The organism is Paracoccus sp. 22332, from assembly GCF_052045125.1.
GTDB lineage: Bacteria > Pseudomonadota > Alphaproteobacteria > Rhodobacterales > Rhodobacteraceae > Paracoccus > Paracoccus haematequi_A.
Map to the genome: position 1 here is coordinate 155406 of NZ_JBQEOI010000005.1, position 16339 is coordinate 171744.

The following is a 16339-nucleotide window of genomic DNA, read 5'->3' on the forward strand; positions in this document are numbered from 1 at the left end:
GGCATGCGAAAAGACTGGAATGCCGCGCCGCTTTCTGGTGAGAGAGGCGCCATCACAGCCTGGCCCCGGATGGACGACGCGATGAGCATACATCTTTACCCCAACGACCTGCCCGACGACCTGACCCTTGGCCCGGTCGTCGCCATCGACACGGAAACGATGGGGCTGGATCCCCGGCGCGACCGGCTGTGCCTGGTGCAGTTGTCGTCGGGCGACGGCGATGCGCATCTGGTCCAGATCGAACGCGGCCAGACCGAGGCGCCGAACCTGTGCCGGATGCTGACCGATCCCAAGGTTCTGAAGCTGTTCCATTTCGGCCGCTTCGACATCGCCGCCCTGGAAAACGCCTTCGGCGTGGTGACGGCGCCGGTCTGGTGCACCAAGATCGCCTCGAAGCTGGTGCGCACCTATACCGACCGACACGGGTTGAAATACCTGCTGAGCGAACTGGTCGGCGTGGATGTCTCCAAGCAGCAGCAGACCAGCGACTGGGGCGCGGCCGACCTGACCGATGCGCAGCTGGAATATGCGGCATCCGACGTGCTGCATCTGCACAAGCTGAAAGAGGCTCTGGAAGACCGGCTGCGGCGCGAGAACCGCATGGGGCTGGCCCAGGCCTGCTTCGACTTCCTGCCCGCCCGCGCCCATCTGGATTTGCTGGGCTGGGGGGATGAAAACGACATCTTCCGGCACTAGATGTCGGGCAGCCGGGGGCTTCGCGCCCCCGGACCCCCGCGGGATATTTGGACCAAGGCAAAGGCAGGCGGTTTGAACGATTATCTGGAAACGGCGCGGCGTGTCATCCTGGCCGAGGCGCAGGGGCTGGCCCTTCTGGCCGAGGGGCTGAACGGCGATTTCGCCCGCGCGGTGGATCTGATCCTGGGGGCGCGGGGCCGGGTGATCGTGTCGGGCATGGGCAAGTCGGGCCATGTCGGGCGCAAGATCGCGGCCACCTTCGCATCCACCGGGACGCCCGCGCAATTCGTCCATCCGGCCGAGGCCAGCCATGGCGACCTGGGCATGGTCACGCAGGCCGACGTGGCCCTGGTCTTGTCCAACAGCGGCGAGACGCCGGAACTGGCCGACCTGATCGCCCATACCCGCCGGTTTGGGATTCCGCTGATCGGCGTCGCGTCGCGCCCCGAATCCACGCTGCTGCGCCAGGCGGATGTGGCGTTGGTTCTGCCCGCCGCGCCCGAGGCCTGCGGCAGCGGCATCGTGCCGACGACTTCAACCACCATGACGCTGGCGCTTGGCGATGCCCTGGCCATTGCGCTGATGGAGCATCGGAAGTTCACCCCCGAGCATTTCCGCACCTTCCATCCCGGCGGCAAGCTGGGCGCGCGGCTGGCCAAGGTGGGCGACCTGATGCACCGCGACATGCCTCTGGTGCCCGAGGATGCGCCGATGACGGACGCGCTGCTGGTCATCAGCCAGAAGGGGTATGGCGTGACCGGCGTGACCGACCGGGCAGGGCATCTGGTCGGCATCATCACCGACGGCGACCTGCGGCGGCACATGCAGGGCCTGCTGGATCGCCGCGCGGCCGAGGTGATGACCCCCGGTCCCCGCGTGATCGCGCCCGACGCCCTGGCGGAAACCGCGTTGGCGCAGATGCAGGACCGCAAGATCACCTGCCTGTTCGCGGTGGCCGAGGGGATGCCGCAGGGCATCCTGCATATCCACGACTGCCTGCGGGCCGGGATCGTCTAGGGCGATGAACCGCACCCGGATCGTCCGCTGGCTGCGTGTCCTGCTGCCCCTGACGGCGCTGGCGATGCTGTCGGTGCTGTTCCTGTTCTCGCGCCAGGGCGACGGGGAATCGCAGATCCCCTATGCCGATGTGGACGCGCAGTCGATGGCCCGCGACCCGCGGCTGGTGGCCCCCGAATATGCGGGCGTGACGGCGGATGGGGCGCAGCTGGTCCTGCGCGCGACCGAGGCCGCGCCGGCCGGGGGAAGCGGCGGCAAGGCTCGCGATCTGCAACTGGACTGGCAGCGCCCAGACGGCCTGCGCGCCGATCTGACCGCGCCCCAGGCCGGGGTGGACGGTGGCGCGATCCGGCTGGGCGGGGGGGTCAGGATGACCACATCCTCGGGCTGGACGGTCGATGCGCCCAGCGTCGAGGCCGCGACCGACCGATCCCGGATCGCCGCCGAGGACGGCGTGCAGGCCCAGGCGCCCTTCGGCAGCCTGTCCGCCCGGCGGATGGAGCTTGCGCCGGACGCGGCGGGGGACGCTTCGATCTTGAATTTCTCGGGCGATGTCCGTCTGATATACCAGCCCTGACCCAAAGGACCGAACCGATGCTGCGCCCCCTGCTGACAGCCCTGATCCTTGCCGCCACCCCGGCTGTCGCGCAGAACGTCGCCTTCGGGGGGATGCGCGCCGATATCACCGCCCCGGTCGAGGTCCGGGCCGACAATCTGTCCGTCAACCAGGCTGACGGCAGCGCGGTTCTGACCGGCAATGTCGTGATCGGCCAAGGCGGCATGCGGCTGTCCGCCGACAGGGTGACGATCATCTATGCCGAAGGGGACCAGAACCGCATCCGGTCGCTGGACGCCGTCGGCAATGTGACGCTGGTGTCCGGTCCCGACGCGGCCGAGGCCCAGGCCGCCACCTATGACGTGGCCGGGGGCAATGTCACGCTGACCGGCGACGTGGTGCTGACGCAGGGGCAGAACGTGCTGACCGGCGACACGATGCAGGTGAACCTGGGCACCGGACAGGCCCAGGTCCAGGGCCGGGTGCGGTCGGTGCTGCAACCGGGCGGCAACTGATGCGGGGCGCGGCGGGACGGTCGGGCGACGGGCTGCGGGTCCGGGGGCTGCGCAAATCCTATCGCAACCGTCCGGTGATCCGCGACGTGTCGGTCGATCTGGCGCGCGGAGAGGTCGTGGCCCTGCTGGGGCCGAACGGATCGGGCAAGACCACCTGCTTTTACTGCATCGCCGGGCTTGTGCCGCCCGATGCCGGGCAGGTTCTGATCGACGGGCGGGACGCTACGCGCCTGCCGATGTTCCGCCGCGCGCGGATGGGCATCGGCTATCTGCCGCAGGAGATGTCGATCTTCCGTGGCCTGACGGTCGAACAGAACATCATGGCCGTGCTGGAGGTCGTGCACGAGGATCCCCGCCACCGCCGCGACCGGCTTGAGGAGTTGCTGGGCGACTTTTCCATCGAGCATCTGCGCGCCGCCCCCGCCCTGGCCCTGTCGGGCGGCGAACGCCGCCGGGCCGAGATCGCGCGCTGCCTGGCCTCGGATCCCAGCTTCCTGCTGCTGGACGAGCCCTTCGCGGGCGTCGATCCCATCGCCGTGGGCGAGATTCGCGGCCTGGTCCATGACCTGAAATCGCGCGGCATCGGCGTGCTGATCACCGATCACAACGTGCGCGAGACGCTGGGCATCGTCGACCGTGCCTATATCCTGCATGACGGGCATGTGCTGATGTCCGGCACCACCGACCAGATCGTCGCCGATCCCAAGGTGCGCGAGGTCTATCTGGGCGAAGGCTTCCGCATGGCGTGACAGATCGCCGCGTGGCCTTGCGGAACCGTCGCGGTGAAATCGGTTGCCGCCGACCCGCACCCCGTTGACAGAAGCGATCCGCTGTCACCAGATTGATAGATGCGGGTGCGGCAGGAACCGCATCCCGCCATCCCCGTTTCCGCCCTGTGCCGGCAGACGGGCCGGCGCATGGAAGACGGGCAACCGAGAGGAAAGACGATGCGCTATACCATCAGCGGAAAACAGATCGATGTCGGCGATGCGCTTTCGACGCATGTGAAGACGCAAGTGGGCGAAACGGTCGGCAAGTATTCGCAGCGCCCCACGGATGCGACGGTCACCTTTTCCAAGGATGCCCATCAGTTCCTGTGCGACGCCGTGGTGCATCTGTCCACCGGGCTGAACGTGACGGCCCGCGGCTCTGCCACCGAGATCTATGCCGCTTTCGAGGCCTGCCGCGAAAAGATGGACAAGCAGCTTCGCCGCTACAAGCGCCGCCTGAAGGATCACCACAAGGACAGGTCCGAGCCGGTTGAATTCGGGCAGGCGGGCATGTATGTGCTGGCCGCCGACGAGGATGAATGGGAAGCGCAGGACAGCGGCCTGCAACCGATCATCATCGCGGAAATGGAAACCCGCGTGCCCACGCTGTCGGTGGGCGATGCGGTGATGCAGATGGAACTGTCGGGCACCCCGCTTCTGGTGTTCCGCAATGAAAAGCACGGGGGCGTCAATGTGGTCCACCGCCGCGACGACGGCAATGTGGGCTGGATCGACCCGCGCGGCAATGGCTGAGGCCGCCGCGCGGAACGCCTGACGAACGAGAGTTGACGCGCCCCCGGCATTCTGCGCGGGGGCGCTTGAGCCTTTGGGAAAGACGCCAGCCATGCAGTTGACCGAAATCCTCAAGCCCGGAGCCGTACGGTCCCTGGGGCAGGTAACCTCAAAAAAGCGCCTGTTTCAGGAGCTTGCGGATCTGGCCCATGCCGAATACGGCCTGAACGCGACCGAGGTTCTGGACGCGTTGCAGGAACGCGAAAGCCTGGGGCCGACCGGCGTCGGCCAGGGCGTGGCGCTGCCCCATGCGCGGCTGCACGGGCTGCACACGGTGGTGGGTCTGTTCGTGCGGCTGGAAAAGCCCCTGGATTTCGACGCGGTGGACCGCCAGCCGGTCGATCTGGTCTTCGGCCTGCTGGCGCCCGAATCCAGCGGCGTCGATCACCTCAAGGCGCTGGCGCTTGTGTCCCGCACCCTGCGCGACGCCGACCTGCGCGCCAAGCTGCGCGCCAATGACGATCCGGTCGCGCTGCACGCCGTTCTGGCCGCGCAGGGCATCAAGGCCGCCTGAGGGTTTGATCCAAGGCGATTCGGTCCTATATTGACGCTCTCTCTGTCCTAGAGGAGGCCGGATATGAGCAAGCATATTATCGACCAACCCCGAGAGAACAGCGGCACGCGCCTGCGGGAATTCGCCCGTTACGAACGCGAATCGGGCACCCATCCCGCCATCGAAACCCTGCACAGCCGTCCGCAGATGCGGGCCGAGGACAATCGCCTGGCGGCCGAATTCCTGCGCATCGAACGCGAACAGATGCGTTAGCCGATTCTGAACGGTAGCCGGGAATGCGATCCGCCCGGATCGGCCACGGCGTGAACCCGCAGCCGACTGGTCGGCGCCGTCGCCATACTTGGGGTGGTGCCCGCCAGCATATAGGTCGGCACCGGCGCCAACTTGCGCGCCGCGTCGATGATGGGCCTGAAAAAGGGGCGCAAGACAGCGAAGGGCCGCCCTTTCGGACGGCCCTTCTGGGTTGTGGTTGTAACGCGCGGATCAGGCGCGGACCAGCCGTTCATAGTCCTCGCTGATCTTCCGCGTCGTGTTGCCGACCTGGAAATGCCAGTCGCCGATCTGGCCGACCGGGGTCACCTCGGCCGCCGTGCCGGTCAGGAAGCATTCCTGGAAATCCTCCAGTTCCTCGGGGCGGATGCGGCGTTCGTGGACCACGGTGCCGTTGTCCTTCAGCATCTGGATGATGGTCTGGCGGGTGATGCCGTTCAGGAAGCGGTCGGCTTGGGGGGTGTGGACCTCGCCGTCCTTGATGAAGAAGATGTTGGCGCCGGTCGCCTCGGCCACATAGCCTTCCCAGTCCATGAACAGCGCGTCGGAACAGCCCTTCGCCTCGGCCGCGTGCTTCGACATGGTGCAGATCATGTACAGACCGGCGGCCTTGGCGGCGGTGGGGATGGTTTCCGGCGACGGACGCTTCCATTTCGCCACGTCCAGCTTGGCGCCCTGCCATTTCGCGTCGCCGTAATAGCTGCCCCATTCCCAGCAGGCCACGGCCATGCGGACCTTGTTGCGCGCCGCCGACACACCCATGTCGGGGCCCGAGCCGCGCCACATCACCGCGCGGACATAGGCGTTGGTGAAGCCGTTGGCCTTCAGCACGGCTTCCTTCGCGGCATCGATTTCCTCGGCGGAATAGGGCGACTGCATGTCCAGCAGGCGGGCCGATTCGATCAGCCGCAGCGAGTGGTCGTGGCCCTTGAAGATCTTGCCGTCATAGCACCGCTCGCCCTCGAAGACCGAGCTTGCGTAATGCAGCGCATGGGTCAGGATATGCACATTCGCGTCGCGCCAGTCGACCAGTTCGCCATCCATCCAGATCTTGCCGTCGCGATCGTCATAGGCCGCCGTCATCATTCTCTCCAATCCCGCCGGGCTTTGCGATTCTTGCGCCAGTTCGCCCGGAACCAAACCTTTTGTTGCGCGAAGTGCTTGACGCCTAGCAATCGAATCTTGGAAAGTCAACAACACTGCCCTATCAAGGGGCGAACCGGGAAAGGAGTGGCGATGGCCGAGACGATGCGCGTTCATACCCTGATGGGCGAGGATCTGCTGTTCCTGACCGACGACAAGCTGCGTCGCGGGATCGAGGCGATGTTCTTCGCCTATCGCGCCTTCACCGCCGATCCCGACCTGATCCTGGCGGGGCTGGATTACGGCCGCGCCCATCACCGGGCGCTGCATTTCATCCACCGCGATCCGGGTCTGACGGTCACGGCGCTGCTGGACGTGCTGGGCGTGACCAAGCAGTCGCTGAACCGCGTGCTGCGCACCCTGATCGAGGACGGGCTGGTCGAAAGCCGCGTCGGCCGCCGCGACCGGCGCGAACGCCACCTGCATCTGACGGAAAAAGGCGCGGCCCTGGAACGGCGGCTGTCCGAAGCGCAGCGCGCGCGGATGCGTCAGGCTTACCGCGCCGCAGGACCGCAAGCGGTGGCGGGCTTTCGTCAGGTGCTGGAGGCGATGATGGACCCCGAGACGCGGGCGCAGTATCAGTCGATGAAGGATCTGCCCGAATAAGGCCCGCGACATGAGCCAGTCTGACGTCCATCTGCTGATCGTCGATGACGACGAACGCATCCGTGCGCTGCTGGGCCGGTTCCTGCGCAAGAGCGGATTTCTGGTCACGCTGGCCCGCGACGCGGCCCAGGCCCGCCGGTTGCTGGCCGGGCTGGACTTCGACCTGATCGTGATGGACGTGATGATGCCGGGCGAGGACGGATTCGCGCTGACCCGGTCCTTGCGCGAAAGGCTGACCACGCCGATCCTGTTGCTGACCGCGCGCGGAGAGACCGAGGACCGCATCACCGGGCTGGAAGTCGGCGCCGACGATTACCTGCCCAAGCCCTTCGAGCCGCGCGAATTGCTGCTGCGCATCAACGCGATCCTGCGCCGCATTCCCGCGCCCGAGGTTCACCAGCCGAAATTCCTGACCCTGGGGGCGCTGCGATACGACATCGACAAGGGCGAATTGTGGCAGGGCGAAAGCCATCTGCGTCTGACCGGCACCGAACAGGCGCTGCTGCGCCGCCTGGCCGCCAGCCGGGGCGAGCCCGTCAGCCGCGCCGATTTGATCGACGATCTGGGCCGGGGCGGCGGGGACGAAGGCGACAATTCCGAACGCGCCATCGACGTGCAGATCACCCGGCTGCGCCGCAAGATCGAACCCGATCCCCGCGAGCCGCGCTTCCTGCAAACCGTGCGCGGCACGGGCTATATGCTGGTGGTGGACTGACGGTGGACAGGCCGATCTGGCAAGGGGCCGAACTTGATGCCGGCACGGCGCTGGCGCTGCTGGAATGGCAGGCCGAGATGGGCGTGGACGAACCCATGCTGGACGCCCCGGTGGACCGCTTCGACCTGGCGGCCCCCGCCGCCCCGCCGCAGATCCCGCCGGCCCCCCCGGCGGCGCCCTCGCTGTCCCTGACCGCCGACGGTGATGACGACCTGCCCGCCCGCGTGGCCCAGGCCGAGGCCTTGGCGGCGGCGTCCGATACGCTGGGCGCCCTGGCCGCCGCGCAGGAGGGTTTCGACGGGATCGAGCTGAAGAAGGGCGCGCGGAACTTCTGTTTCGCCGACGGCAATCCCAAGGCGCGCGTCCTGATCCTGGGCGAGGCGCCGGGCGACGAAGAGGACCGCCAGGGCCGCCCCTTCGTGGGCCGCGCGGGGCAGTTGCTGGACCGCATGTTCGACGCCATCGGCCTGTCGCGCCGGGCGGTGGATGCGGAAAAGGCGTTCTACATCACCAATGTGCTGACCTGGCGACCCCCCGGCAACCGCGACCCCCGCCCGGATGAGATCGCCGTCAGCCTGCCCTTCGTGCGCCGCCATATCGACCTGGTGGCCCCCGATCTGATCGTGCTGATGGGCAATATCGCCTGCGACGCGGCCATCGGACGGCGCGGCATCCTGCGGCTGCGCGGGAACTGGGTGCAGGCCTTCGGCCGCCCGGCGCTGCCGATGACCCATCCCGCCTATCTGCTGCGCAACCCCCCCGCCAAGCGGGAAGCCTGGGCAGACCTGCTGTCGCTGGCCGCGCGGCTGGAGGGGTCGGCCTAGCCTTCGCAGCCCCGCATCTCGACCGCGCCCTGGTCGTCGATCAGGGTAAAGACCAGCCGGTCGCGGGGCAGATCGAAAGGCGCGGCCTGGGGCGGGACGAAATCGGCCGTCAGCGTCGTGACGCCGCCTTCTGTCCGCAGTTCGGCGCCCGAGGTCCAGACCTCGGCCTCGGCCAACTCCATCGCCGCCAGGGCGACGGGGCGGGGCAGGGTGGCGGTGACGCGCATTCCGTCGGCGATCGGCCGGATCGCGCAATCGGGACTGCCGGGGGCGGTGCGGGGCACCTGGTCCATCGCGGCAAGGATCTGGGGATCCGGCGCGGTCCCCGGCGCGTCCGCCGTCAGGGTGACATGGGCCGGGACGCAGATGTTCTTGCACAGCCCGAAATCGACCGTCACAGCCAGGTCGACGCCGCTGCCGGGGGCTGAAGGGGTCGCGGTAAAGGGCAGGACCAGCCGGTCGTGATAGCCAAGCGCCGTCCCGTCGTCCGAGGGGATCGCCTGCGGCGCGGGCCAGTGCAGCGTCACGCGGTCCAGGTTGCCCGATTCCGACCAGTCGAAGACCGGCGGCAGGCCGCTGTCGCCGGGGCTGCGCCAATAGGTCTTCCAGCCGGGCTCCAGCCGGAACTCTATGGCGGCGATGCGGCTTCCATCCGACTGGGTCCAGCCGGGCAGGATGCGAACGCCGGCCAGGCCGGGGGTGGGGGCCTCTGCGGCAAGCGGCGACGCCGTCAGGCACAGGCAGGAAAGGGTCAGGGCGGCACGGATCATGGCCCAGCGATAGCGACAGGCGGCGCCCGGATGAAGTCACAATTGCGCGCAGGGCTTGCAACACAGGACGCTTATGCCGATTTTGGAGGAATAAGGAGAGCAGATGAGCAGTCCCCACAGTCACGGCAGCCGCCCTGCCGGCATTCCGTCCGGCGCGGCAGAGCAGTCCAACCTGACCGGCAAGATCCTGATCGCGATGCCGGGCATGTCCGACCCGCGCTTCGAACGGTCGGTCGTGCTGGTCTGCGCCCATACCGACGAGGGCGCGATGGGCCTGGTCCTGAACCGGCCTCTGCCAGAGATCGACTTTGGCGACCTGCTGGAACAGCTTGGCATCGAGACCGACGCCGCCGCCCGGCGGATCGAGGTCCGCTTCGGCGGGCCGGTCGAACCGGGGCGCGGTTTCGTGCTGCACAATGTCCCCGAACATGGCGACGACCCCGAGGGACGGCTGCGCATCGGCCGCACTCTGGCGATGACCACGACGCGCGATATCCTGGAGGATCTGGCCAACGGCCACGGCCCGGCCTCGGCGGTGCTGGCGCTTGGCTATGCCGGATGGGGTCCGGGGCAGCTGGAAGACGAGATGCTGCAAAACGGCTGGCTGACCGGCGACGGGGCCGAGGAACTGATCTTCAGCACTGCCCATTCCGACAAGTGGCAGACCGCCCTGCGCGCCCAGGGCATCGACCCGTCGCTGCTGTCGGCGGCGGCGGGCCGGGCCTGAACCGCTATTCCGCCGCAGTCTTGCGCGGCAGCACCCAGTTCGGGCGCGGGAAATGGCAGGTATAGCCGTTGGGGAAGCGTTCCAGATAATCCTGGTGTTCGGGTTCGGCTTCCCAGAAATCGCCCACGGGTTCCACCTCGGTCACGACCCTGCCGGGCCACAGTCCCGACGCATTCACGTCTGCGATGGTCTCCAGGGCCACCCGCTTCTGATCCTCATCCGCGTAATAGATCGCCGAGCGATAGCTGGGTCCGATGTCGTTGCCCTGCCGGTTGGGCGTGGTCGGATCGTGGATCTGGAAGAACACCTCCAGCAGCTTGCGATAGGTGATGATGCCGGGGTCGAAGACGATCTCGATCCCCTCGGCATGGGTGCCGTGGTTGCGATAGGTGGCGTTCGGGATGTCACCGCCGGTATAGCCGACGCGGGTTGCGATGACGCCGGGCAGGCGCCGGATCAGATCCTGCATCCCCCAGAAGCAGCCGCCCGCAAGAACCGCGCGTTCGCTCATCGGCCGGCCTCCTCGACCTGGGACAGATAGGCGCCGTAACCCTCGGCCTCCATCCGGTCCTTCGGCACGAAGCGCAGCGACGCCGAGTTGATGCAATAGCGCAGGCCCCCGGCATCGGGCGGGCCGTCGGGGAAGACATGGCCCAGATGGCTGTCGCCATGTTTCGACCGAACCTCGACCCGGACCATGCCGTGCGAGGTGTCGCGGTGTTCGGTCACGTTGCCGTCGATGGGCTTGGTGAAGGCGGGCCAACCGCAGCCGGAATCGTATTTGGCCGACGACGCGAACAGCGGCTCGCCGGACACCACGTCCACATAGATGCCGGGTTCGAAATGGTGGTCGTATTCGCCGGTAAAGGGGCGTTCGGTGCCGTTTTCCTGGGTGACGCGACGCTGCTCGGGCGTCAGCCGGGCGACGGCCTCGGCGGTTTTCTGATAGGCCATGCTTGTCCTCCGCTGGTCCTGTTCCGCCCCAATATGGGGCGCCGGGCGCGGATCGCAAAGGTCAGCCGCAGATCGCGGCCCTCGCGGCGGCATATTCGGCGGCCAGCCGGTCGATCCGCGCTGCGGCGGGCACGATGTCGCGCACCGCGCCGATCCCCTGGCCGGATCCCCAGATCTGGCTCCAGGCCTTGGCCTTGGCTGCGTTGCCGCCGAAATTCATGCTGGATGCGTCCGCCGTGTCCAGGTTGTCCGGGTCCAGCCCCGCCGCCCGGATCGACGGCGCAAGGTAATTCCCCGACACCCCCGTGAACAGCGACGAGGTGACGATATCCATCGCCCCGCTTTCGGTGATCATCCGCTTGTAGTCGGCGGGCGCGTTCGCCTCGGCCGTGGCGATGAAGGGGCTGCCGATATAGGCCAGGTCGGCCCCCATGGCCTGCGCCGCCAGCACCGCCCGGCCCGTGGCAATGGCCCCCGACAGCAGCAGCGGGCCATCGAACCAGTCGCGGATCTCCTGGACCAGGGCAAAGGGCGACAGCGGCCCGGCATGGCCCCCCGCGCCCGCCGCCACCGCGATCAGACCGTCCGCGCCCTTTTCAATAGCCTTCTTCGCGAAGACGTTGTTGATCACGTCATGCAGTGCGATGCCGCCGCAGTCATGGGCGGCCTCATTCACCTCGACCCGCGCGCCCAGAGACGTGATCCAGATCGGCACCTTGTGGCGGTGGCAGATCTCGATGTCGCGGTCCAGCCGGGCGTTGCTGCGGTGGACGATCTGATTCACGGCAAAGGGCGCGGCGGGCCGGTCGGGATTGGCCTGGTTGTGGCGGTCCAACTCCTCCCTGATGCGGGTCAGCCAGGCGTCCAGCAGGGGCGGCTCGCAGTCCTTCTCGCGGGCGTTCAGGGCCGGGAAGCTGCCGACGATCCCGGCCTTGCATTGCGCGATCACCAGGTCAGGGCCTGACACGATGAACATCGGCGAGGCGACGACGGGAATGCGCAGGTCTTGCAGGATGGGTGGCAGCATGTGATCCTCCGGGTCTGGCACGACGATGGCGCGGCAGGCGGCGCGGGGCAATGGTAACGCGGCGGAAAATCTCGCGCTTTCGTGAAACCGATGCCGTCCCAAGGGGTTAGAGTTTCGGATCCCTGTTGCAAAGGAGAATGCGCGCCAATGCAGCCGCCAGCCCTGTCCCTTCCCGCCCTGACCGCAAACACCGCCCTTTTCCTCGATTTCGACGGCTGTCTGGTCGAGATCGCCCCCCGCCCCGATGCCGTGTCGGTCCCTTCGGGACTGGCCGACCGGCTGGAACGGCTGCACGATGCCCTAGGCGGGGCGGTGGCGCTGGTCTCGGGGCGTGACGTGGCGGATCTGCGGCGCTATCTGCCCGGTTTTCCCGGCGCGATGGCGGGCAGCCATGGGGCCGAACTGGCCTTGGGCGGCAAGGACATCACGGCGACCCACGACGCCGATCTGGACATTCCCGCCCTGCACGCCGCCGCGGCCGGGGCGGTCGCTGCGCATCCCGCGATTCTGGTCGAACGCAAGCCGCACGGCGTCGCGCTGCATTACCGCGCCGATCCCTCGCTGCGCGCGGTGGTCGAGGAGGTGATGCAGCACCTGGCCGCCGCCCATCCCGACATGATCCTGCAACCCGCCAAGATGGCGGTGGAACTGCGCCCGGCCGGCTCGGGCAAGGACGGCGCCCTGGACCGGCTGATGGCGATGCCGCCCTTCGCGGGCCGCGTCCCGGTCTATGCGGGCGACGACCTGACGGACGAACCGGCAATGGCCCGCGCCCAGGCGCTTGGCGGGGACGGCATCAAGATCGGCGCCGGGGATACCGTCGCGCGATACCGGCTGGACGACCCCGCCGCCCTGGCCCGCTGGCTGGACGAAGCCCTGGGGGGCCTGCGCTGATGTCGCGTCTTGTCGCCGTCTCGAACCGCATTCCGCTGGGCGACAACCCCTCGGGCGGTCTGGTGGTCGCGTTGCAGGACGCGCTGCGCACCTCGGGCGGGCTGTGGGTCGGCTTTTCGGGCGAGACGGTCGAGGATCCGGCCGAGGCCCTGGCCTTCCATGAAGGGGCGGCGTTCCAGCGCGCCTCCTTCGACCTGACGCCGCAGGACCACGACGAATATTACCGGGGCTATTCCAATTCCGTGCTGTGGCCGGTCTGCCATGGCCGCGCGGATCTGATGCGGATCCTGCCGGAATACCTGGACGGCTATCGCCGGGTCAACGAACGCATCGCCCGGCTGCTGGCCCCGCATCTCCGCGAGGGCGACCGGATCTGGATCCACGACTATCAGTTGTTCCCGCTGGCCGGAGAGCTGCGCAAGCTGGGGGTCCGGGGTCCGATCGGGCATTTCCTGCACATCCCCTTTCCCGGCCCCGCCGATTGCGCCACGCTGCCGAACCCGCCAGAGCTGTTCGAATGGCTGTCTCATTACGACCTGCTGGGCTTCCAGGCGCAGCGCGACCTGGACAACTTCGCCGCAAGCGCCCGCAGCCTGACCGATGCCGAACAGGTGTCGGACCATGATTTCCGCATCGCTGACCGCCATATCCGCGCGGGCGTCTTTCCCATCGGCATCGACGCCGCTTCCTTCGTCGCCGAGGCCGAGGGCGCGCGCGAGGAAGACCGGATGCGCAGCCTGACCGGATCGCAGATGATGATCGGCGTGGACCGGCTGGATTATTCCAAGGGCATCCCGCAGCGGTTCCGGGCCTTCCAGTACCTGCTGGAAAACGACCCCTCGCTGACCGAACAGGTGATGCTGCTGCAAATCGCGCCGCCGACACGGGAATCCGTAGAGGCCTATCAGCAGATCCGCGAGGAAACCGAACATCTGGCGGGCCGCATCAATGGCCAGTTCGCCACCGTCAACTGGACGCCGATCCGCTTCATCCACCGCCCGATCCCCCGCAACGAGCTTGCGGGCCTCTATCGCCAGTCCCGCGTGGGTCTGGTCACGCCGCTGGCCGACGGCATGAACCTGGTGGCCAAGGAATATGTCGCGGCCCAGAACGCCGCCGATCCGGGCGTTCTGATCCTGTCGCGCTTCGCCGGCGCGGCCGAGGCGATGACCGAGGCTCTGATCATCAACCCCCACGACCCCTGGGAACTGGCCCAGGCCATGCAGCAGGCCATCGCCATGCCGCTGGACGAACGCCGCGACCGCCACGCGGCGCTGCTGCGCGGCGTGGTCGAACAGGATGTCGGCTGGTGGTCGGCGACCTATCTTCGGGCCTTGGCGCAGGCCCCCGGCTGATCTTCATCTTCGCCCAAATATCCCGCAGGGGGTGCGGGGGACGCGAAGTCCCCCGCCCGTGCCGCCTCAGCGCGCGGACAGCAATTCCGGCACCGACAGCAGGATGAACTCGTTATCCGCCGCCTTGCCGATCTCGCGCCCGCCCGAGAAGGGCAGGTTGTTGTCGTTCGCCACCAGGATATGCGTGTCGTCGACGCGGGCCACGTCCTCGATGGTAAAGAAGGGGAAGCTGAACCTGCCGTCCGCCGACAGCCCTTGGGGGGCCTTGTTGTCGGGATCGGCGATGTCCAGCAGGTCGATATGGCCGATACGGCGGATGAAGCCCTCGGCATCGACGCTGGCGGTATCGACCAGCACCACGTTCTTGACGCGCGCGGGCAGGGGATAGCAGGCGGATTGGTCGGCCGCGCCATCGGCGCAGGCGCGGGCGGCGTCGCCTTCGCCGTTGTCGCGTTCGATGACCAGGGCGCGGGTGTCGTCGATGAAGTTGAAATCGCCGATCGCCGTCGCGCCCTCGGCCAGGCGGAAGCGATAGCTGTCGCCGGTCCAGCCGCCCTTCGCGGTGTCGAAGGTGATGACGCGCAGGAAGTCACCCTCGGGCTGGCCGCCCTCGGCCAGCAGCGGCTTTTCCAGCATCCCCCACAGCAGGCCGGTGCCGGGTTGCAGGGCCATGCCCTCGTATCCGCCCGACCGCTGGACGCGGTAATCGGTGCCGGGCTGCGCGGGAACCGTGCTGCCGGGCGTGTCCGGGCCGGTCAGCGCCGCGCCGTCCAGCATCGTCTGGTGGACCGACAGAACCCGCCCGTCGCGGGCCACGCGCAGGACGAAGGGGCCGAATTCGTCGCCGATCCAGATTTCGTCGTTCAGGAACTGGATGCTTTCCGGGTCGAAATCCGCGCCGGTCAGATAGCGGCCCTCGGTCCCCTCGTTGGCGATGCGGAAGGGCACCTTGTGGTCGGGGTCGCGCAGGAAGACCGTTTCCAGGCGCTCGACCGCGCCGGTCTCGAAATCGGGCTGCATGCGGTGGAAGAACAGCATCGCATCGGGGCTGTTCAGCTTGGACCCGAAGCCGTTGTCGGTCAGCGTGAACCAGCTTCCATCCGCGTCGCGGTTCATCGCCAGGCCCGACATGCCCTGCACCGGCTGGCCGATGAAGGGCAGCGAGACGCCGGTCTTGTGGCCGCCATAGGTCTTGCCCACGTCGCCTTCGACCGACATCGGCGTCTCGTTGCGGGTCTTGCCGGTGAACTTGCCCGACACCCACAGGTCGCGCGGCGCATCGGCGGGGGGCGTCGCCATGGTGAAGGCGGGCAGGGTCGCGTGACCGGCCAGCGTGGCGGGAAAGCTGTCCTCGGCCAGGGCGGCGGTGGTCAGGAGGGGGGCGGCAGAGCAGGCCAGCAAGGCCAGGATCGGGCGCATCGGCGGTTTCCTTCGTCGGTTTCGAAGGCACCTGCTAGGCCGGGATCGTGACAGCGATGCGGCATTGATGTGGCAGGGCGATGAAACCTGCCTCAGCCCGTCGCGTCCCCCGGACCCCCGCCGTCCGAGGCCTGGCGCACACGGGCGATCCGTGCCTCCATCTTGCGCCCCTTGCGCCGGTGATAGCGCCGCACCAGCGGGATGGTGATGTAATAGGACAGCGCGGCGGCGATCGCGCCCATGACCGCGCCGCCGACCGCATAGGGCAGGAAGATGCCGTGCCAGAACTCGGCCAGCCCGCTCCAGCTGGTGGGGCCGGGGCCGAAGGCCGACATGACGTTGTGCCAGGTTTCCGCCGTGGCATGGGCGAATTCGCGGAAGATCACCTGGGGCGACATGTCGCCGGGCAGGCCCAGGATGGTCCGCCCCAGCCCCACCGCGCCAAGCGCGATGAAGGGCGTGGTCAGCGGATTGCCCGCGAAGGTGCCCACGAAGGCCGCCAGCACATTGCCCCGGATCGCCAGGCACAGCAGCGCCGCGACGATGAAGTGAAACCCGTGCAGCGGGGAAAACGACAGGAACACCCCCGCCGCCACGCCGCGCGCGATGCGGTGCGGCTGGTCGGGCAGGCGGCGCAGGCGATACCACAGATAGGTGGTGGACCGCCGGAACCCGCCCGGCGGATAGACGAATTCGCTGGCCAGTTGCCCATATGTGCGCGGCTTGCTGCGCTTGAACACGGCTGTCGTTCCCTTATGCCCCGGACAATGCCCGT

General features: G+C 67.9%; 21 protein-coding genes. 14 read left to right on the forward strand and 7 right to left on the reverse strand.

The window, feature by feature from the left end; genetic code table 11:
* The first annotated feature begins 81 nt into the window (after positions 1 to 81).
* From ACTJI6_RS07955 to ACTJI6_RS07990, 8 genes are all read left to right on the forward strand, one after another.
* Positions 82 to 696 (forward strand): ribonuclease D, encoded by a 615-nt coding sequence (locus ACTJI6_RS07955; RefSeq protein ID WP_126153760.1) that lies wholly within the window; start codon positions 82 to 84, stop codon positions 694 to 696.
* A 72-nt stretch (positions 697 to 768) separates the two neighbouring features.
* Positions 769 to 1713 (forward strand): KpsF/GutQ family sugar-phosphate isomerase, encoded by a 945-nt coding sequence (locus tag ACTJI6_RS07960; protein ID WP_440799408.1) that lies wholly within the window; start codon positions 769 to 771, stop codon positions 1711 to 1713.
* A 4-nt stretch (positions 1714 to 1717) separates the two neighbouring features.
* Positions 1718 to 2290: a hypothetical protein gene (locus ACTJI6_RS07965; RefSeq protein ID WP_440799411.1), complete on the forward strand. Its 573-nt coding sequence runs from the start codon at positions 1718 to 1720 to the stop codon at positions 2288 to 2290.
* 17 nt (positions 2291 to 2307) lie between these two features.
* Positions 2308 to 2784 (forward strand): lipopolysaccharide transport periplasmic protein LptA, encoded by a 477-nt coding sequence (gene lptA / locus ACTJI6_RS07970; RefSeq protein WP_440799414.1) that lies wholly within the window; start codon positions 2308 to 2310, stop codon positions 2782 to 2784.
* Positions 2784 to 3533, forward strand: coding sequence for an LPS export ABC transporter ATP-binding protein (gene lptB / locus ACTJI6_RS07975; protein WP_440799417.1), 750 nt, complete (start codon positions 2784 to 2786; stop codon positions 3531 to 3533). The genes lptA and lptB overlap by 1 nt, the downstream gene beginning before the upstream one ends.
* A gap of 198 nt (positions 3534 to 3731) precedes the next feature.
* Positions 3732 to 4307, forward strand: a complete 576-nt coding sequence (hpf, locus tag ACTJI6_RS07980) for a ribosome hibernation-promoting factor, HPF/YfiA family (protein WP_440799420.1) — start codon at positions 3732 to 3734, stop codon at positions 4305 to 4307.
* Positions 4308 to 4398: 91 nt separating this feature from the next.
* Complete coding sequence (locus ACTJI6_RS07985) at positions 4399 to 4860, forward strand: PTS sugar transporter subunit IIA (protein WP_126153766.1); 462 nt, start codon at positions 4399 to 4401, stop codon at positions 4858 to 4860.
* 63 nt (positions 4861 to 4923) lie between these two features.
* Complete coding sequence (locus tag ACTJI6_RS07990; protein ID WP_440799424.1) at positions 4924 to 5112, forward strand: hypothetical protein; 189 nt, start codon at positions 4924 to 4926, stop codon at positions 5110 to 5112.
* A 231-nt stretch (positions 5113 to 5343) separates the two neighbouring features.
* Here the strand turns inward: ACTJI6_RS07990 and ACTJI6_RS07995 are convergent, their stop codons facing one another.
* A complete protein-coding gene (locus ACTJI6_RS07995) occupies positions 5344 to 6213 on the reverse strand; it encodes a branched-chain amino acid aminotransferase (RefSeq protein ID WP_126153784.1) in 870 nt (289 codons plus the stop codon).
* A gap of 153 nt (positions 6214 to 6366) precedes the next feature.
* Here ACTJI6_RS07995 and ACTJI6_RS08000 point away from each other — a divergent pair, with 153 nt between their 5' ends.
* Genes ACTJI6_RS08000 through ACTJI6_RS08010 form a run of 3 tightly spaced genes read left to right on the forward strand, consistent with a single transcriptional unit; the run spans position 6367 to position 8418 of the window.
* Positions 6367 to 6879, forward strand: coding sequence for a MarR family winged helix-turn-helix transcriptional regulator (locus ACTJI6_RS08000; RefSeq protein ID WP_241232692.1), 513 nt, complete (start codon positions 6367 to 6369; stop codon positions 6877 to 6879).
* 10 nt (positions 6880 to 6889) lie between these two features.
* Positions 6890 to 7594 carry a response regulator gene (locus ACTJI6_RS08005; RefSeq protein ID WP_440799429.1) on the forward strand — a complete coding sequence of 235 codons (705 nt, stop codon included), beginning with the start codon at positions 6890 to 6892 and terminating at the stop codon, positions 7592 to 7594.
* The gene (locus ACTJI6_RS08010) at positions 7591 to 8418 is read left to right on the forward strand and encodes a uracil-DNA glycosylase (RefSeq protein WP_440799795.1); all 828 of its coding nucleotides are present in this window, start codon (positions 7591 to 7593) and stop codon (positions 8416 to 8418) included. Before ACTJI6_RS08005 ends, ACTJI6_RS08010 begins: the two co-directional genes overlap by 4 nt.
* Here ACTJI6_RS08010 and ACTJI6_RS08015 read toward each other — a convergent pair.
* On the reverse strand, positions 8415 to 9188 hold the full coding sequence (locus tag ACTJI6_RS08015; RefSeq protein ID WP_440799432.1) for a protein-disulfide reductase DsbD domain-containing protein: 774 nt from the start codon (positions 9186 to 9188) through the stop codon (positions 8415 to 8417). The genes ACTJI6_RS08010 and ACTJI6_RS08015 overlap by 4 nt on opposite strands.
* Positions 9189 to 9291: 103 nt before the next feature.
* On the opposite strand from ACTJI6_RS08015, the gene ACTJI6_RS08020 reads away from it, so the two are divergent.
* Positions 9292 to 9915: a YqgE/AlgH family protein gene (locus ACTJI6_RS08020; protein WP_440799435.1), complete on the forward strand. Its 624-nt coding sequence runs from the start codon at positions 9292 to 9294 to the stop codon at positions 9913 to 9915.
* A gap of 4 nt (positions 9916 to 9919) precedes the next feature.
* On the opposite strand, the gene msrA is transcribed toward ACTJI6_RS08020, so the two are convergent.
* The 3 genes from msrA to ACTJI6_RS08035 form a co-directional block, all read right to left on the reverse strand.
* Positions 9920 to 10426 (reverse strand): peptide-methionine (S)-S-oxide reductase MsrA, encoded by a 507-nt coding sequence (msrA, locus tag ACTJI6_RS08025; RefSeq protein ID WP_126152801.1) that lies wholly within the window; start codon positions 10424 to 10426, stop codon positions 9920 to 9922.
* A complete protein-coding gene (gene msrB, locus ACTJI6_RS08030) occupies positions 10423 to 10869 on the reverse strand; it encodes a peptide-methionine (R)-S-oxide reductase MsrB (protein WP_126152802.1) in 447 nt (148 codons plus the stop codon). The genes msrA and msrB overlap by 4 nt, the downstream gene beginning before the upstream one ends.
* 61 nt (positions 10870 to 10930) lie before the next feature.
* Positions 10931 to 11896 carry an NAD(P)H-dependent flavin oxidoreductase gene (locus ACTJI6_RS08035; protein WP_440799439.1) on the reverse strand — a complete coding sequence of 322 codons (966 nt, stop codon included), beginning with the start codon at positions 11894 to 11896 and terminating at the stop codon, positions 10931 to 10933.
* A gap of 147 nt (positions 11897 to 12043) precedes the next feature.
* Between ACTJI6_RS08035 and otsB the strand changes: the two genes are divergently transcribed.
* On the forward strand, positions 12044 to 12790 hold the full coding sequence (gene otsB, locus ACTJI6_RS08040) for a trehalose-phosphatase (RefSeq protein ID WP_440799442.1): 747 nt from the start codon (positions 12044 to 12046) through the stop codon (positions 12788 to 12790).
* On the forward strand, positions 12790 to 14145 hold the full coding sequence (locus ACTJI6_RS08045) for an alpha,alpha-trehalose-phosphate synthase (UDP-forming) (RefSeq protein ID WP_440799445.1): 1356 nt from the start codon (positions 12790 to 12792) through the stop codon (positions 14143 to 14145). Before otsB ends, ACTJI6_RS08045 begins: the two co-directional genes overlap by 1 nt.
* Before the next feature lie 66 nt (positions 14146 to 14211).
* Here the strand turns inward: ACTJI6_RS08045 and ACTJI6_RS08050 are convergent, their stop codons facing one another.
* Together ACTJI6_RS08050 and ACTJI6_RS08055 are read right to left on the reverse strand one after the other, a co-directional pair.
* Complete coding sequence (locus tag ACTJI6_RS08050; RefSeq protein ID WP_440799448.1) at positions 14212 to 15564, reverse strand: esterase-like activity of phytase family protein; 1353 nt, start codon at positions 15562 to 15564, stop codon at positions 14212 to 14214.
* 92 nt (positions 15565 to 15656) lie between these two features.
* Positions 15657 to 16304: a DUF2062 domain-containing protein gene (locus ACTJI6_RS08055; protein WP_440799451.1), complete on the reverse strand. Its 648-nt coding sequence runs from the start codon at positions 16302 to 16304 to the stop codon at positions 15657 to 15659.
* Positions 16305 to 16339: the final 35 nt, after the last annotated feature.

Excerpts from the sequence above, each read along its gene's own strand:
- ACTJI6_RS07955 (WP_126153760.1), top strand. The coding sequence starts at position 82 with ATGAGCATACATCTTTACCCCAACGACCTGCCCGACGACCTGACCCTT.
- ACTJI6_RS07965 (WP_440799411.1), top strand. The coding sequence starts at position 1,718 with ATGAACCGCACCCGGATCGTCCGCTGGCTGCGTGTCCTGCTGCCCCTG.
- lptA (WP_440799414.1), top strand. The coding sequence starts at position 2,308 with ATGCTGCGCCCCCTGCTGACAGCCCTGATCCTTGCCGCCACCCCGGCT.
- lptB (WP_440799417.1), top strand. The coding sequence starts at position 2,784 with ATGCGGGGCGCGGCGGGACGGTCGGGCGACGGGCTGCGGGTCCGGGGG.
- hpf (WP_440799420.1), top strand. The coding sequence starts at position 3,732 with ATGCGCTATACCATCAGCGGAAAACAGATCGATGTCGGCGATGCGCTT.
- ACTJI6_RS07985 (WP_126153766.1), top strand. The coding sequence starts at position 4,399 with ATGCAGTTGACCGAAATCCTCAAGCCCGGAGCCGTACGGTCCCTGGGG.
- ACTJI6_RS07990 (WP_440799424.1), top strand. The coding sequence starts at position 4,924 with ATGAGCAAGCATATTATCGACCAACCCCGAGAGAACAGCGGCACGCGC.
- ACTJI6_RS07995 (WP_126153784.1), bottom strand. The coding sequence starts at position 6,213 with ATGACGGCGGCCTATGACGATCGCGACGGCAAGATCTGGATGGATGGC.
- ACTJI6_RS08000 (WP_241232692.1), top strand. The coding sequence starts at position 6,367 with ATGGCCGAGACGATGCGCGTTCATACCCTGATGGGCGAGGATCTGCTG.
- ACTJI6_RS08005 (WP_440799429.1), top strand. The coding sequence starts at position 6,890 with ATGAGCCAGTCTGACGTCCATCTGCTGATCGTCGATGACGACGAACGC.
- ACTJI6_RS08015 (WP_440799432.1), bottom strand. The coding sequence starts at position 9,188 with ATGATCCGTGCCGCCCTGACCCTTTCCTGCCTGTGCCTGACGGCGTCG.
- ACTJI6_RS08020 (WP_440799435.1), top strand. The coding sequence starts at position 9,292 with ATGAGCAGTCCCCACAGTCACGGCAGCCGCCCTGCCGGCATTCCGTCC.
- msrA (WP_126152801.1), bottom strand. The coding sequence starts at position 10,426 with ATGAGCGAACGCGCGGTTCTTGCGGGCGGCTGCTTCTGGGGGATGCAG.
- msrB (WP_126152802.1), bottom strand. The coding sequence starts at position 10,869 with ATGGCCTATCAGAAAACCGCCGAGGCCGTCGCCCGGCTGACGCCCGAG.
- ACTJI6_RS08035 (WP_440799439.1), bottom strand. The coding sequence starts at position 11,896 with ATGCTGCCACCCATCCTGCAAGACCTGCGCATTCCCGTCGTCGCCTCG.
- otsB (WP_440799442.1), top strand. The coding sequence starts at position 12,044 with ATGCAGCCGCCAGCCCTGTCCCTTCCCGCCCTGACCGCAAACACCGCC.
- ACTJI6_RS08045 (WP_440799445.1), top strand. The coding sequence starts at position 12,790 with ATGTCGCGTCTTGTCGCCGTCTCGAACCGCATTCCGCTGGGCGACAAC.
- ACTJI6_RS08050 (WP_440799448.1), bottom strand. The coding sequence starts at position 15,564 with ATGCGCCCGATCCTGGCCTTGCTGGCCTGCTCTGCCGCCCCCCTCCTG.